We start from the raw sequence: 14941 nt of genomic DNA, 5'->3' as shown, positions 1-14941 counted from the left end.
TACATGCTTCAGATTGGATTTTCATGTCTGAGATTTTCGAACCCAAGAACATCATCGTCACGGGCGGCTGCGGCTTCATCGGCAGCAACTTCGTGCACTACGTGGTGAACAACCACCCCGACGTGCACGTGACCGTCCTGGACAAGCTGACCTACGCCGGCAACCCCGAGAACATCGCCGGGCTGCCCTCCGACCGCGTGGAGCTCGTCGTGGGCGACATCTGCGACGCGGAGCTGCTCGATAGGATCGTCCCCGGCCACGACGCGATCGTGCACTACGCCGCGGAGAGCCACAACGACAACTCCATCGCCGACCCGGAGCCGTTCCTGCGCACCAACGTGGAGGGCACCTTCCGCCTGCTGGAGGCCGTCCGCAAATATGGCGTCCGCTACCACCACGTCTCCACCGACGAGGTCTACGGCGACCTGGCGCTCGACGACCCCGCCAAGTTCACCGAGGAGACGCCGTATAAGCCCTCGAGCCCCTATAGCTCCACCAAGGCGAGTTCCGACATGCTCGTGCGCGCATGGACCCGCACCTACGGCCTGCACACCACGATCTCCAACTGCTCCAACAACTACGGCCCCTACCAGCACGTGGAGAAGTTCATCCCCAGGCAGATCACGAACATCGTCGACGGCGTCCGCCCCAAGCTCTACGGGAAGGGCGAGAACGTCCGCGACTGGATCCACACCGAGGACCACAGCTCCGCGGTGTGGGACATCCTCACCAAGGGCCGCATGGGGGAGACCTACCTCATCGGCGCCAATGGGGAGAAGAACAACATCACCGTCCTGCGCATGATCCTGGAGGCCATGGGCCGCGACCCCGAGGACTTCGACTGGGTCGCCGACCGCCCCGGCCACGACCGCCGCTACGCCATCGACTCGACCAAGCTCCAGCGCGAGCTGGGCTGGAGGCCGGCCCACACCGACTTCGCCGAGGGCCTGAAGGCCACCATCGACTGGTACGTCGCCAACGAGTCCTGGTGGCGCCCGGCCAAGGAGGCCACCGAGGCCCGTTACCGCGCACAGGGCCAGTAGGCCACACCCCGGCGAAGCGCACCGCGGGGCGCCCGCGCGGGGCCGCAGGGCATGGGGATGATCCTGCGTCCCCGCGCGGGCACCCCCGGTTATCCAACCTCTTCGATAGGAGCTTTTTCCACATGGCAGATATCGCATTCGAGAAGGACCTCTCCGTCGCCGAGACCGGCATCGAGGGCCTCAAGGTCGTCGACCTCGCCGTCCACGGCGACTCGCGCGGCTGGTTCAAGGAGAACTGGCAGCGCGCCAAGATGACCGCCCTGGGCATCCCGGACCTAAAGGTCGTCCAGAACAACATCTCCTACAACGACAGCCGCGGCGTCACCCGCGGCATCCACGCCGAGCCCTGGGACAAGTTCATCTCCGTGGCCCGCGGCTCGGTCTTCGGCGCCTGGGTGGACCTGCGCGAGGGAAGCGAGACCTTCGGCAAGGTGTTCACGACCGTCCTGGACCCTTCCAAGGCCATCTACGTCCCGCGCGGCGTGGGCAACTCCTTCCAGGCGCTCGAGGACGGCACCGCCTACACCTACCTGGTGGACGCCCACTGGTCGCTGGAGCTTAAGAAGACCTACACCTTCGTGAACCTCGCCGACCCGGAGCTCGCCATCGAGTGGCCCATCCCGCTTGCGGAGGCCACCGTCTCCGAGGCCGACCTCAACCACCCGATGCTCAGGGACGTCGTCCCCATGGCGCCCAGGCGCACTCTCGTCACCGGCTGCAACGGCCAGCTGGGCCGCGCGGTCCGCGCGCTGGCGGAGGAGCGCGGCGTCGCCAAGGACTTCGACTTCTGCGACATCGACACCTTCGACATGTCCGACCCGGACGCCTACGCGCAGTACGACTGGTCGCTCTACGGCACGGTCATCAACTGCGGCGCCTACACCGCGGTGGACAGGGCCGAGACCCCCGAGGGCCGCGCCGTCGCCTGGAAGGCCAACGCGACCGGGCCGGCCCTGCTCGCCCGCACATGCTCCGAGCACGGGATCACGCTCGTCCACGTGTCCTCCGACTACGTCTTCGACGGCACCGCCGAGGTGCATGGCGAGGAGGAGCCCCTCAGCCCGCTGTCCGTATACGGCCAGACCAAGGCCGCCGGCGACATCGCCGTGGCCGGCTGCCCGCGCCACTACATCATGCGCAGCTCCTGGGTCATCGGCGAGGGGCACAACTTCGTCAAGACCATGAAGGGCCTGTCCGACCGCGTGGCCGACCCCGAGGACGGGCTCGAGCAGGTCACGGTCGTGGACGATCAGCTGGGCCGCCTGACCTTCACGCGCGACATGGCGCGGGCCATCTTCCACGTGCTGGGGACGCACGCCCCCTACGGAACCTACGACTGCACCGGCTCCGGCGCCGTGAAGTCCTGGGCCGACATCGCCCGCGCCGTCTTCGAGGCCGCCAACGGCAACGGCGAGAAGGTCGTGCCGGTCAGCACCGCCGACTACTACGCGAATGCCGCCGGCCCCGTCGCCCCGCGCCCGGTCCACTCCGCGCTCGACCTTTCCAGGCTCGAGTCGGTCGGGTTCCACATGCCCGACTGGGAGGAAGAGCTGGGGGAGTACCTCAAGACGCTCTAGCCGCTATCAACTTTTCGAGAGTAAAAGCCGCCGCTTGTTAACGGCGGCTTTTCTTGTGCCCGGCGTATAGCCCCGCTGCAACAAGGGCGGCGGCGGTCGCCAGACTCACTGCAAGCCCCGCAAGGGCGCCCGGAGTCTTGTAGGTCATCACGATCCTATTCGTGCCTTTCTGCACGTTCAGGGACGACAGGCCCTTATCGGCGGCGGGCGTTAGTTCTGCGGCGGTTCCGTTTACCGTTATGTTCCAGCCCTCATCGTACGGAACGCTCAGCAGCAGGTTGCCGTCATCCTTGGCGGTATACTCGCCTTCGATCTTTCCGTCCTCAAAAACCGTCGGAATAAACTCGCTCGTCTTAAGCTCGTTAATGATCTGTCTGAAAACGTCCAGATTGAGGGCGTAAAAGACCGGCTCATCGTCTTGGGGCATGTCTGTATAGCCCTCTGCGACTCCGATTGACACCGTATGTTGGCTCGGGGCGTCCGATGCATCCGCAATCTGGCGGATATTATTGTCGAATCTCCAGGCCTCGTTTTCGATCGTTCGCTGGTCGATGGTAAGGGTGACGGGCCAATAACTGCCGGCGGTCGCATCTTTGTTGATGTAGAGATACCCGATGGAGCTTGCCGGTACGGTAACACTCCATTGCTTTAAGCTATTGCTATTCTCCGTGCTTGTGGCCTCGATCTTGGTATAGAGCTCGACCTCGCGGCCTAGGATTTTGCTGTAGAGGTCGTTCTGCTTTTCGAAAGGGTTCTCGCTCTTCAGCGTGCTGTTTTGGATATCGCTTGAGGCTGCGACGCCAATGCTGAGCGCATAGGGGTTCTCGTATACCGCACTTGTGGAGTCGGCCTGATTCGTCTTGGCTAAAACGTATCCTGCAGGCGCGTTTTCAGAAATGGCGTACTTGACTCCCAACAGGGCATCGACGGCGAGAATGGGCTCGGCATAACGGGTTGAGAATTCGCCGATGCTGCTGTATCCAAGGGAGTTGAGCAGTGCGATGGCCTGCGGGTTGTTGGCGGACGAATACGAGGACAGCTGGTTGTATCCAAGCGTCAAGCCTTCGTTGAGGGCGGCGCTATCGACACGCGTGGTCGTACGGTCAATGCGGTAGAACGACGCCGAAGTCTGGTCTTGAATAGCCGTGATCGTGTCGGTTGCGGTGGCGATATAGGCGCTGTTGGCTTCTTCGGAATAGCCTGTGTACAGCTGGTTCCACATAACATGGGCGTTGGCAAATAGTTCAATTGCCGTGAGTGCCAGGAGTGGCATGATGATGGCCGGACGATGGGCTCGACGTAATGTTGGCCGCTCATTGAGTTTCTGAAACGCGTATCCTGCGGCCCACAGCGCAAAGAAGCTCAGCAAAAAAGCCGTGCGCGAGTAGAAGCCGTTGGGAACGCGCATGCCGCACCAGATGTACTCGAGCGGGCTTAAAACGGAGCTTGCGACCAGGATTATCGTGACGACGAGTGTTGCGATGCGCGTCTTGATTGAAATCGTGCGGTTAACCAGCAGACTCACCGCGAGCAGCATCATGATGATGCCGCAATAGAACTGCGGTGTGCTTTCGTTGTTTACCCACATGCAGGGAAGAAAGCCCCTGATGAGCGACTTGATGCTGGTTTTAAGTAGGGGGCCGAGTGTCATAACGGGACCGCCCTTGGACATGGCAAGGATGGTCGGCAAAAAGGTCCAGGCGGACAGAAGCAGTCCAAGCGCGATAGCCCCGGCGAATCGTAGGGCCCGATCGAACATGAGCTTCCAGCAAAATTCTTCTTCTGTAACATAATCGATAAATTCGACCAATACGAAGATGCAGAGGAACAGGATGCTGATGTAGGCCGTATACCAGCAGAACATGATATTGAGCGCCGTTGCGATGACGAGGCGGATCATGCGCTGCTTGCGGATGAGCTCGTAGCATCCGTAGGCGCAGATGGGCAGTAGGATGAGGCAATCGATCCAGAGCGGGTTGCGCAGGTTGCTGATGGTCCAGCTGCAAAATGTGAACGAGAGGGAAAGCAGGAATGCTGCGGGCTTGGGTAGGCCAAAGCGCTTTTGCAAGAACCAAGCGCTGCTGATGTGGATGCAGCCGAGCTTGAGCGCGGCGATAACAAACACAAAGAGCGTCAGCTTGTCTTTAGGAAACAGTACGCAGAGCAGGTTAAAGGGGCTGGCGAGATAGTAGCTATAGAGCCCCCACGTGTTCATGCCCAGTCCCTGAGAAAAGGAGTAGCGAAGATTCTCCTCGCCCAAAAGGACGCGCCGGAACCAAGCAAAGAAGTCGATGTACTGGTATTTGAGGTCGCCAGCGAGAAACGAGTTGTCCCCAAAGGGGTAGACGTGTCCTGCCACGGCAAGCGTTACAAAGAGCGTGACGGTAAACGCAAAGCAGGCAGCATAGAATGCTACATTCTTCTTGAACGTGCATTTATTGATCCGTGTCATCAGATTCCTCGCTGGATTCTCGAATGATATAGATAGGACGTTGCTTGGTTTCCAAGTAGGCCTTTGCCAAGTATTCACCGATGATTCCAAGGCACAGAAGCTGCATGCCGCCAAACAGCGTTATGAGGCAGGCGAGCGACGGCCATCCGCCGACGGGGTCACCCCAAACGAGTGTTTTGACCAGGATGACGACGAATCCCAGAATGGCGATGAGACAGAAAACGATACCTGTGAGGGCGGCGAGGGAGAGCGGCGCTGTGGAAAACGCGACGATGCCGTCGATGGAATAGAGGAGCAGCGACCAAAAGCTCCACTTGGTCTCGCCGGCCACGCGGTTGACGTTTACATAGGGGAGCCATTTGGTCTTGAAGCCCACCCAGCCGTAAATGCCCTTGGAGAATCGGTTATATTCGCCCATGGAGACGATAGCGTTGACCATGGGGCGCTTCATGAGCCTAAAGTCGCGTGCACCGTCGACGATGTCCGCGTTGGAAATGCGGTTGATTATCTTGTAGAACATGCGGGCGAAGAACGACCTGATTGGAGGCTCGCCTTTGCGGGTGGTCCTGCGCGTAGCGACGTTGTCGTAGTCTTCGGTTTGCAAGATCTCGTACATCTGCGGCAGCAGCGAGGGCGGGTCCTGCATGTCGGCGTCCATGGTGGCGACATAGTCACCCTTTGCATGTTGGAGTCCGGCAAACAGTGCTGCCTCTTTTCCAAAGTTGCGCGAGAAAGAGTGCCACTGGATGGCGTATGGATGCACCGCTGCGGCTTCCGCCTTCATGACGGCGAGCGTTTTGTCCGTCGAGCCATCGTCGATGAGGACGGCTTCAAAGGAGATCTTGGGGTCTTGCTGTGCCATGGTGCGAACGACGTTGTCGAGCTCTTTAAGAAAAATCGGAAGCGATTCCTGCTCGTTATAGCACGGTACAACAATGGAAATGAGTGGCATGCGACTTACCTCTCGTTTTTATTTGCGCTGGAGGGAATGCTGCAGCCATATGTGTTGTACGCGTTGATCTCCCACTGCTTACGCTCAACCTTTGCAACGGAATCAAGGACAAGCCCCGTCGCGAGACTCAGGCCACAAAGGAACATGAAAGATGCGGCGAGCATTGCGGTGGGGAAGCGGGGGACGAGCCCGGTCTGGAAATATTCGACGACGATGGGGATGCCCAGGGCGAGGCCGATAATCGCAAACAGAAGCGCGACCAGGCTGAAGAATTTGAGCGGACGGTAGTCCTTGAACAGCGTGCCGATCATAGCGACGACCTTGATGCCGTCACTGACGGTATTGAGCTTAGACTCGGATCCTTCGGGGCGATCGCGGTACTCAATGGGCACGTCCTTGATGCGCCAGCGGTGATCGACGGCATGGATGGAGAGCTCGGTTTCGATTTGAAATCCCTCGGAAAGCACGGGGAACGTTTTGACAAAGGGTCGACTCATTGCGCGATAGCCCGTCATAACGTCATCGAAGCTGAAGCCATAGATCCACTTGATCATGGCGCGAACTAGGTTGTTGCCAAAACCATGGAAGGCTCGCTTGTTTTCCTCGGCATAGGTCCCATTGGAAAGGCGGTCGCCTACGGTCATGTCGGCCGTGCCGTTTAGGATGGGCTCGCAGAGGGCCTTTGCCGCTTCGGCAGGGTAGGTGTCGTCGCCGTCGACCATCAGGTAACAATCGGCGTCGATGTCGCGAAACATCTGACGGCAGACGTTGCCTTTTCCTTGACGCGGCTCAAAACGCACCGTGGCACCGTGCTCTGCAGCAATGTGAGAGGTGTTGTCTGACGAGTTGTTGTCGTATACGTAGATCGTCGCTTGCGGAAGTTCGCGGCGAAAGTCGTCGATGACTTTTCCGATGGTGACTGCCTCGTTGTAACAGGGGATAATAACGGCAATCGTTTGCTCGGCCATGAAGGTTCCTTTGGTCGCGTACAATCGAATCGTTTGTTTCGTGGTTAGGATGGGCGCAGTGATTCGAGAGTTCAGGTTATTAAATGCGGCACGTGCTGTTTTGCTGTTTGCAGCAAGCATCGCTACGGTGACGTATTGTAGTGGTTCCTTCGACCTGTTTCCATCTGTCTTGGCATGTGTTGCGATAATCGCATCATTGGTTAATTTCAATAAGTTTGCGTGCAGGGATTTTGCATTTCCGTCTGTTGTTGGTAGAGCTTGCTGCTTAGTGATTTCCCTTGTATTTTCGTTTGTTCTTGTGCTGGGAGCGCATATTCGTGTGACTGAACCGGTGATTGCCGGCGGGATTTACGAGAACTATATTGAGCCGTATTCCGCGATTGATTTTGTTGCTTTTTGGGTGATGTCGGCGCTGGTCTTTTGGGTCTTGTCGGTGCTTGTTCAGCTGTCTTGTCGTTGCCGCTGCTGTGTTTTCTGCAATGACTCGCTGCGGACTAATGATGGTGACTCGTCCATTCGACTCCTATCTGTTGCGGTCCGTGCTCTAGTGATATTTCTTTTGTATCTCCCGTTCTTCCTGAGGTATTGTCCAGGCCTGTTTTTTGGGGATACCTTCTCGTCGTTTGCTCAGATTATGGGGTGGAACCCTTTGAGCAACCATCATCCGGTTGCATTCACCATGATGATGGCTGCTTGTATCAAAATTGCAGGCCTCATGGGGATGAGCCCTTCGGTGGGCGTTGCTTTGCTAACGGTGCTTCAGATGGCCTGCGTTGCCAGCACGTTTGGCTATCTTTCAATTTGGGTGACTTCCCGCTCGGGGGTCTCCTCTCGCTGGTCTTGGCTGCTAGTAGTCTATTTTGGCTTGTCACGGTATTGCGCTCTTTATTCTGTGGCGCTTTGGAAAGACCCGTTGTTTTCCTGCTGTCTTGTCTTGATGGTGACCATGCTTGCCGATGCCGTCATGGGAAAGGATTCCCGGTCGAGTGCGTTGCGTTTGCTTGTTTTTGGTGCCCTAGCGTTGGGCGTTATGCTTCTACGGAATAACGGTTTGTATATTTGCGCTGCGCTATTCGTGGTGCTTGCGATAGTTGTAGCTTTGGGCCGACTCGGCTGCATTGCCCCGATGAAACCTGCCTCTCGTTTGGCCGCATCTCTTGGATTTGCGCTTGTCACATGCTTGGTTATTACGGGGCCCGTGTACTCGGCTCTGGGCGTTGTTCCATCGGAGGATGTTGAGTCAGTGGGTATTCCGCTTGCTCAGATGGCTCGCGTTGCCGCGGTCGATGGCGATATGTCCGAGTCCGACCGTTCTTATATGAACGAGCTGCTTCCGCTTGATCGTTACAAAGAGGTGTATTTTCCCAGTTGTATCGATCCGCTTAAATGGAATGAAGACTTTAATGCGGAGCGTTTAAAGGATGAATTTTGGACCCATTGGGTCTCGATGCTTTCGCGTAACCCATCGATATATTTTGAAGCGTGGGAACTGCAGACGTTTGGTTTTTGGGCCCCAAATGTAAAGGGTGCTGACTGTCTGCCTGAAAACTTTCTCATGGGCGTTCCGTATAACCTTGTGGCCGACGCAGAGGCTTCTACGGGAGTTATATTTCGCAACTTGCTTGCACCCCTCGGCGACGATGTCGATGTGGCGATTGGACTGAGCGCTTGGTCTATTCCTGGCGCCGTTGTCTTTTGGTTGCTCATGTTTTCGACAGTTCTTTTGGTATCGCGTGGGCGTTCGCGTTTCGCATTGCCGCTTTTGCCTTTCTTGCTGTTGTTCGGAACGATCTTTATTGCGAGCCCTATTTGGTATTGGCCCCGTTATATCGTCGCGGCACAATTTGGTCTTCCGGTTGTGTTTGTGGTAGTTGCTCGCGGCTTGCTGCCCGACGAAAGGCATTCCGAATCTGATGTTGTGGGATAGTTTTCCAGTTTCTCAATGCCGCCTTGCGGTGTTAAGAGCGGGTCTATACTGTTCGTTTGTCAACGATTACGAGTAAAGGAGTTGCATCCGTGTCGGATCAGACAAAGCAACAAGAAACTCGCAGTCTGCCTGCGACGTTTGCTAAGAACGAATTTGAGAAGGATGCGTTTATCCTTCGTCAGCTGGTTACCAAGGATTTTAAGATCAAGTATCGCCGTAGCGTTCTGGGCGTCGCATGGTCGGTGCTCAACCCTCTGCTGATGATGGTTGTCATGGCAATCGTGTTCTCGACGATTTTCGCCCAGGGCCGAAATGGCTCGATTACGCCCGAAATGTATCCCCTGTATTTGATTGTCGGTAACGTTACCTTTGCCGTGATGTCCGAGTCCACGAACCAGGCACTGACGTCCATCGTGGGTGCGGCTCCGCTGCTTAAGAAAGTTAAGGTGCATCGTTGGGTTTTTCCGGTGCAGAAAGTGCTTTTCTCGCTGGTGAACTTTGCCTTCTCCCTTGTCGCCGTCGCCATCGTCATGCTGTGGTTCCGCGTTATGCCTTCTTGGCACCTCATTCTGCTGCCGGTTTGCCTGCTGCTGCTTATGTGCTTCTGCATGGGCCTGGGCATGATGCTCTCGGCCCTCACGGTCTTTTTCCGCGACGTTATGCATCTGTGGAGTGTTGTCATCACGGCTTGGACCTATATCACGCCCATTTTCTGGACTACCGACTTTATCGTTCAGATGCCTCATCTTGTTCGTATTTTGGTTTACGCGAACCCCATGTACAACTATCTGCAGTTTATGCGTGATATCTTCCTGTTCCAGACTACGCCCTCGCTTATGACGTTTGGTATGTGCGTTGCTTGGGCGGTCCTTGCGCTTGTTATTGGCTACACCGTGTTCCATAAGTCCGAGCGCAAATTTATCCTCTACATCTAAGGAGTGCTGTGATGACTGAATCTGTTGTTGATTACAGCGAGCAGCCTCTGGCTGTCGAGGTCGACGACGTCACCATGATCTTTAACATGGCGTCCGAGTCGCTGACCAACCTCAAGGAGTACTTCATTAAGCTTGCCAAGCACGAGCTGTTCTTTGAGGAGTTTAGGGCGCTCAAGCATATCTCGTTTGATATTCATCGTGGCGAGGTCGTGGGCCTGGTCGGCACCAATGGCTCCGGCAAGTCCACGATGCTCAAGATTATCGCTGGCGTGCTTGAGCCTAGCGAGGGTAGCGTTAAGGTGCACGGTAACATCGCGCCGCTGATTGAGCTTGGTGCCGGCTTTGACCCCGAGCTGACCGCCCGTGAGAACATATATCTGAACGGCGCTCTGCTCGGATATACCAAGGAGTTCATCGACGCCAACTTTGACGGCATTATCGAGTTCGCTGAGCTACAGAACTTTGTCGATATGCCGCTCAAGAACTTCTCCTCGGGCATGGTGGCACGCATCGCCTTTGCAATCGCGACGATTACCGAGCCCGATATTCTGATCGTTGACGAGACGCTGTCCGTCGGTGACGTGTTCTTCCAGCAGAAGTGCGAGGACCGCATCCAGCACTTTATCCAGAGCGGCGACGTGACAGTTCTGTTCGTTTCGCATTCCATGGAGCAGGTTGAGCGCATTTGCCAGCGTGCCGTTTGGATTGAGAAGGGTGACCTTCGCATGGACGGCCCGGTTGATGAGGTCTGCAAGGCGTACCGCGAGCAGTTCAACTAGGTTATAATTACTTGCGCCCGACAGGCTTGCGCTTGCTTGGGCGTGTGGTTATTTGCTCCATTAGCTCAGTTGGATAGAGCAGGGGACTTCTAATCCCAAGGTCGACGGTTCGAATCCGCCATGGAGCACCATCGTTTATTAAGCCCGGACCGCTTGGTGGTCTGGGCTTTTTTCATCTTGTATGCTGCTGAAGCCGAGCGCGAGCAAGCCGCTGCTGTTTGTTGGGGTTGGCATTTTACTTTTCCAGATGCTCTTTCAACAGCTCTAGCGCATGTGCGTAGCCCTGCAGGCCTTCGCCGGTGATGGTGGCGAAGCAGGCTAGGCGTGCATAGCTCACCTGGCGGAAGTCCTCGCGCGTCTCTACGGCGCTGATGTGCACCTCGACGGCAGGGATGGCGACGGCCTTGAGGGCGTCGAGGATGGCCACACTCGTGTGCGTGTAAGCTGCCGGGTTGATGATGATGCCGTCGACCTTGCCGTATGCCTCTTGGATCTTGTCGACGATGCTGCCCTCGTGGTTGGACTGGAAGACCTCGACCTCGTCAAAACCCTGCGCGGCTCCTGCCTCCAGGCAGATTTGGACCAGGCGGTCGTAGTTGTCGCTGCCGTAGATGCCCGGCTCGCGAATGCCGAGCATGTTGAGGTTGGGGCCGTTGATAACGAGTGCCTTCATGGTTGTTTCCTTTGCGGTTGGTTGGTGTGGCTGGTCATGCGATTTTCGGCGTTTGCCCAGATAAAACCTGCCAAAATAAACCTGTCCCTTTTTGGCAGGTTAGAGGGTCTCGAGGACGGCGCGGGCGGTGTTGGCGGCGCAGTCGCGTGAGTCGATGATGTAGTCGGCCCAGGCGCGGTAGCGCGGCATGCGCTGCTCGGCCAGCTTGTCGATGCCATCGCGGGCGGTGATGGGGCGACCCTTGTGGGCGAGTTCGTCGAGCTTGCGGTTGAGCATCACGATCTGGCTGTTCTGGTGCAGCAGCGGATAGTTTTCGTCGCGCGTGACCACGCCGCCGCCCGTGGAAAGCACCAGGCCACTACGCTTGGAGATGTCGGCCAGCGCCGCCGTTTCCTGCTCGCGGAAGGCCTCCTCGCCGCGCTCGACGATATAGTCGGCGCAGGGCCCGCCCAGGCGCTCTTCAAGCGCGCGGTCCAGATCGATGTGCTCGCGGTCCGTGAGCTCGGCGATCTGCTCACCCACGCGGGTTTTGCCCGAGCCCGGCATGCCGATCAGGGCGATGTTCTGTTCGCGGCGTGACAAGCGTTCCGTCACGTCCAGGATGCGCTCACGCGGGGTGACCTGGCCGGTATAGCGCTCGACGGCTTGCGCCGCCTGGGCCACAAGCATGAGCAAACCACCGATGCAGGGGATGCCGCGGCGCTCAGCCTCGAGCATCAGGCCCGTGCGGGCGGGGTTGTAGACAATGTCGATAGCGCCTTCGAGCGCATCGAGGCCTTCGAGCGTGCAGGGAGCGTCGGGACAGTGGGGGAACATGCCGGCGGGCGTGCAGTTGACGAGCAGCGCGGCATCGGATTGCTGCGCGATGTTGTCGTAATTGACCTCGCTCGTGCGACCCACGGGTACGACGATGGCGCCCAGGTCTCCCAGCACCATACTTGCCGTGGTGCCGGCGCCACCAGTGGCTCCGAGCACGAGGGCCTTCTTGCCGGCGACCTCTACGCCAAGTTCCTCGACTAGGCATTGGAAGCCAAAGTAGTCGGTGTTGTCGCCGCGCAGGCGCCCGTCGGGCAGGCGTGTGATGGTGTTGACGTTGCCCATGCGCTTGGCGAGTGAGCTGAGCTCGTCCAGGTACTCCATGACGGCGCGCTTGTAGGGGATGGTCACGTTGGTGCCCTCCCACTCGTCGCCCCTCATAAAGGCCGCGAGGTCCTCGGGCTCGCGCTCAAAACGCGCGTACTCAAGCCCCGCCAGCTCCTTGTAGATGGTCGGGGTGTAGCTGTGGCCCAGCACGCGGCCCAGCACGCCGTAGGGGCGGGTTGCGGCGGTATCGGTCATCTAGAGCACCTCCGTGTAGCTGCCAAAGTAGGTGAAGCTCTCGCACACGTCGTCGATGGAATCGAGCAGGTCGTCGAGAGCCTTGCTGCCAAAGGGGCAGTCCAGGTCAAAGTAGAACATAAACTCAAAGTCACGGCCGGGGATGGGACGGCTCTCGAGCTTGATGAGGTTGATATTGAGCGCGTAGAAGCGCTCGAGTACGCGATAGAGCGCGCCCGGCTCGTTGGCCGTGGTGATCATGAGCGAGGTGCGGTTGGCGCCGGGGTAGACGCGCGGCTCGCGGCTGATGACGACAAAGCGCGTGTAGTTGTTGTCCGAGTCCTGGATGTTGGGCTCCAACACCTCCAAGCCGTAGAGCGCCGCACAGCTGCGCGAGGCGATAGCGGCGACGTCGGTGCGTTCGGAGTTGGCGACCATCTCGGCCGACATGGCCGTGTTGGGGTACTTGGTGGCATGCAGGCCGTGGCCCTCGATAAAGCCTGCGCACTGGGCAATGGCTTGGCCGTGGCTGTAGACCTCGCGCACGTCCTGGAGCTTGGTGCCGGGTTTGACGAGTAAGTTGTGGTCGATCTTGAGGCGAAGCGAGCGCACGATGTGGAAGTCGAACTGGGCGAGCAGGTCGTAGACGGCGTTGACCGAGCCGGCGGTGGAGTTCTCGATTGGCAGCACGCCAAACTCGCAGAACCCGTCGCGTACGGCGCGCATGACGCCCTCGAAGGTCTCGAAGAACGCAATATCCGGCACGTCGAAGAGCTTGCATGCGGCGATCTGGCTGTAGGCACCCTCAACGCCCTGGCAGGCGACGCTGGCAGTCTGGGGGAAGGGCGTGTCGAAGGCTACGGCCGTGGCGTGGGCCTTTTGCGACACTGTGATGCCCTTGAGTTCGTTGATGTAGCGCTGCTGCTCGGCCTTGCTCATGCTCATGAGGAGACGGAACAGGGTGATGGTCTGGGCCTCGTAGCGCTCGGGCGCACGGCTGGCGAGGTTGTTGAGCTTGGAGCGCTCACGGGCGGGGTCGAAGACGGCCTTGCCCATCTCGATTTTTGACTTGGCGACTTCGGTGGCAATGTCCATGCGCTCGACAAAGCTGTTGAGGAGCGCGGTGTCGATGCCATCGATGGTCTGGCGAATATCGGCAAGGTCCATGGAAGTCCCTTTCGCGTTACGGCTGAGTTGACAGGCAACTCAGGTGAGTCGGGTTAGAGCTGGCCTGCGTCCTCGAGGAGGGCGTCCCAGATGGCCAGCGCTGCGGCTGCTTCGGCTACGGGGACGGCTCGGGGGACGATGCAGGGATCGTGACGGCCGTGGACCGAGAGCTCGGCATTTTCCATGGCGTCCATGTCTACGGTCTGCTGCTCGCGGCCAATGGAGGGCGTCGGCTTTACGGCCATGCGCCACATGACGGGCGCGCCGGTCGAAATACCGCCCAGGATGCCGCCGGCGTTATTGGATTCGACTTCGATCTTGCCGTTCTCGGCATCGATGCGATACGGGTCGTTGTTCTCGCTGCCGCGCATGGCGGCCACGGCAAAGCCCATGCCAAACTCCACGCCCTTTACGGCGGGAATGCCAAAGGCGATTTGCGCGATGCGGTTCTCGATGCCGTCGAACATGGGGTCGCCGATGCCCGCGGGAAGCCCGTAAATGCCGCACTCCACGATGCCGCCGATGCTATCGAACTCGTCGCGCGCGGCTAGGATCTCCTCGCGCATGCGGCCGGCTGCGGCGGCGTCAATGCACGGAAGATCGTTCGTAAGGATCGCCTTGCGGTCGGCCTCGCGATAGACCATGTCGTCCATCGGCAGGTCGGAGATGCCGCCGATCTGCGCCACATGCGCCATGACCTGAATGCCGCGGGCCTCGAGCGCCTGCAGCGCGATCCCGCCGGCGATGCACAAAGGTGCCGTTAGGCGGCCGGAAAAATGCCCGCCACCAGCGACATCGTGCATGTTGTGGTACTTCACGCGCGCAGAGAAGTCTGCGTGCCCGGGGCGGGGCTTGCGGCGCAGCTCGGAGTAATCCTTGGAGCGCGTGTTGGTGTTCTCGATAATCGCAGCGATGGGCGCGCCGGTGGTATGTCCATCGACTACACCGGCGATGATATGCGCGGCGTCGGCCTCGCGGCGTTTGGTCGCAGTCTCGTCGCGACCGGGGGCGCGACGGTCGAGGAAGGCCTGCAGCTTCTCCTGGTCCACGGCGATGCCCGCCGGGATGCCATCGAGCGAGCAACCGATAGCGGGGGAGTGCGACTGGCCGAAGATGCTCAGATGCAATACGTTGCCAAAGGTCGAGGACAT

The 14941-nt window shown here is 58.7% G+C and carries 12 protein-coding genes and 1 tRNA gene; 6 read left to right on the top strand and 7 right to left on the bottom strand.

Annotated features, from left to right (window positions below; translation table 11 throughout):
• The first annotated feature begins 23 nt into the window (after positions 1–23).
• Positions 24–1043, top strand: a complete 1020-nt coding sequence (gene rfbB / locus DWY05_RS00665) for a dTDP-glucose 4,6-dehydratase (RefSeq protein WP_117820535.1) — start codon at positions 24–26, stop codon at positions 1041–1043.
• Positions 1044–1165: 122 nt separating this feature from the next.
• A complete protein-coding gene (locus DWY05_RS00660; protein ID WP_199409546.1) occupies positions 1166–2620 on the top strand; it encodes a sugar nucleotide-binding protein in 1455 nt (484 codons plus the stop codon).
• Between the two features lie 37 nt (positions 2621–2657).
• Here DWY05_RS00660 and DWY05_RS00655 read toward each other — a convergent pair whose 3' ends face one another.
• From DWY05_RS00655 to DWY05_RS00645, 3 genes are read right to left on the bottom strand one after another with little or no spacing between them, the layout of a single operon-like run.
• A complete protein-coding gene (locus DWY05_RS00655) occupies positions 2658–5072 on the bottom strand; it encodes a YfhO family protein (RefSeq protein WP_117820536.1) in 2415 nt (804 codons plus the stop codon).
• Positions 5056–6024: a glycosyltransferase family 2 protein gene (locus tag DWY05_RS00650; RefSeq protein ID WP_117820537.1), complete on the bottom strand. Its 969-nt coding sequence runs from the start codon at positions 6022–6024 to the stop codon at positions 5056–5058. The genes DWY05_RS00655 and DWY05_RS00650 overlap by 17 nt, the downstream gene beginning before the upstream one ends.
• A gap of 5 nt (positions 6025–6029) precedes the next feature.
• Entirely contained in the window at positions 6030–6992 is a 963-nt protein-coding gene (locus DWY05_RS00645) for a glycosyltransferase family 2 protein (protein WP_117820538.1), read from the bottom strand.
• Positions 6993–7050: 58 nt separating this feature from the next.
• On the opposite strand from DWY05_RS00645, the gene DWY05_RS00640 reads away from it, so the two are divergent.
• The 4 genes from DWY05_RS00640 to DWY05_RS00625 all read left to right on the top strand — a co-directional run bounded on the left by DWY05_RS00640 (position 7051) and on the right by DWY05_RS00625 (position 10764).
• Entirely contained in the window at positions 7051–8919 is a 1869-nt protein-coding gene (locus tag DWY05_RS00640) for a DUF6020 family protein (protein WP_147335198.1), read from the top strand.
• An 89-nt stretch (positions 8920–9008) separates the two neighbouring features.
• Positions 9009–9854: an ABC transporter permease gene (locus DWY05_RS00635; RefSeq protein ID WP_233503975.1), complete on the top strand. Its 846-nt coding sequence runs from the start codon at positions 9009–9011 to the stop codon at positions 9852–9854.
• Positions 9855–9865: 11 nt separating this feature from the next.
• Entirely contained in the window at positions 9866–10633 is a 768-nt protein-coding gene (locus DWY05_RS00630) for an ABC transporter ATP-binding protein (protein ID WP_022094777.1), read from the top strand.
• Positions 10634–10687: 54 nt separating this feature from the next.
• Positions 10688–10764, top strand: a tRNA-Arg gene (locus tag DWY05_RS00625).
• A 104-nt stretch (positions 10765–10868) separates the two neighbouring features.
• On the opposite strand, the gene aroQ is transcribed toward DWY05_RS00625, so the two are convergent.
• From aroQ to aroC, 4 genes are all read right to left on the bottom strand, one after another.
• Complete coding sequence (gene aroQ / locus DWY05_RS00620) at positions 10869–11306, bottom strand: type II 3-dehydroquinate dehydratase (RefSeq protein ID WP_117820540.1); 438 nt, start codon at positions 11304–11306, stop codon at positions 10869–10871.
• A gap of 99 nt (positions 11307–11405) precedes the next feature.
• A complete protein-coding gene (locus DWY05_RS00615; protein WP_117820541.1) occupies positions 11406–12644 on the bottom strand; it encodes a shikimate kinase in 1239 nt (412 codons plus the stop codon).
• Positions 12645–13790, bottom strand: a complete 1146-nt coding sequence (gene pheA / locus DWY05_RS00610; protein WP_117820542.1) for a prephenate dehydratase — start codon at positions 13788–13790, stop codon at positions 12645–12647.
• Between the two features lie 53 nt (positions 13791–13843).
• Positions 13844–14941 (bottom strand): chorismate synthase, encoded by a 1098-nt coding sequence (gene aroC, locus DWY05_RS00605; RefSeq protein WP_117820543.1) that lies wholly within the window; start codon positions 14939–14941, stop codon positions 13844–13846.

It is taken from the genome of Collinsella sp. AF23-4AC, from assembly GCF_003462685.1.
In the GTDB taxonomy this organism is placed as follows: Bacteria; Actinomycetota; Coriobacteriia; order Coriobacteriales; family Coriobacteriaceae; genus Collinsella.
The sequence above is the reverse complement of the archived record's forward strand: the minus strand, read 5'-3'. Positions and strand labels throughout refer to the sequence as shown.

Coding starts and splice junctions, on each gene's coding strand:
- aroC (WP_117820543.1), bottom strand. CDS start 14,941: ATGTCCTCGACCTTTGGCAACGTATTGCATCTGAGCATCTTCGGCCAG.
- DWY05_RS00650 (WP_117820537.1), bottom strand. CDS start 6,024: ATGCCACTCATTTCCATTGTTGTACCGTGCTATAACGAGCAGGAATCG.
- DWY05_RS00655 (WP_117820536.1), bottom strand. CDS start 5,072: ATGACACGGATCAATAAATGCACGTTCAAGAAGAATGTAGCATTCTAT.
- DWY05_RS00630 (WP_022094777.1), top strand. CDS start 9,866: ATGACTGAATCTGTTGTTGATTACAGCGAGCAGCCTCTGGCTGTCGAG.
- DWY05_RS00645 (WP_117820538.1), bottom strand. CDS start 6,992: ATGGCCGAGCAAACGATTGCCGTTATTATCCCCTGTTACAACGAGGCA.
- DWY05_RS00660 (WP_199409546.1), top strand. CDS start 1,166: ATGGCAGATATCGCATTCGAGAAGGACCTCTCCGTCGCCGAGACCGGC.
- pheA (WP_117820542.1), bottom strand. CDS start 13,790: ATGGACCTTGCCGATATTCGCCAGACCATCGATGGCATCGACACCGCG.
- aroQ (WP_117820540.1), bottom strand. CDS start 11,306: ATGAAGGCACTCGTTATCAACGGCCCCAACCTCAACATGCTCGGCATT.
- rfbB (WP_117820535.1), top strand. CDS start 24: ATGTCTGAGATTTTCGAACCCAAGAACATCATCGTCACGGGCGGCTGC.
- DWY05_RS00615 (WP_117820541.1), bottom strand. CDS start 12,644: ATGACCGATACCGCCGCAACCCGCCCCTACGGCGTGCTGGGCCGCGTG.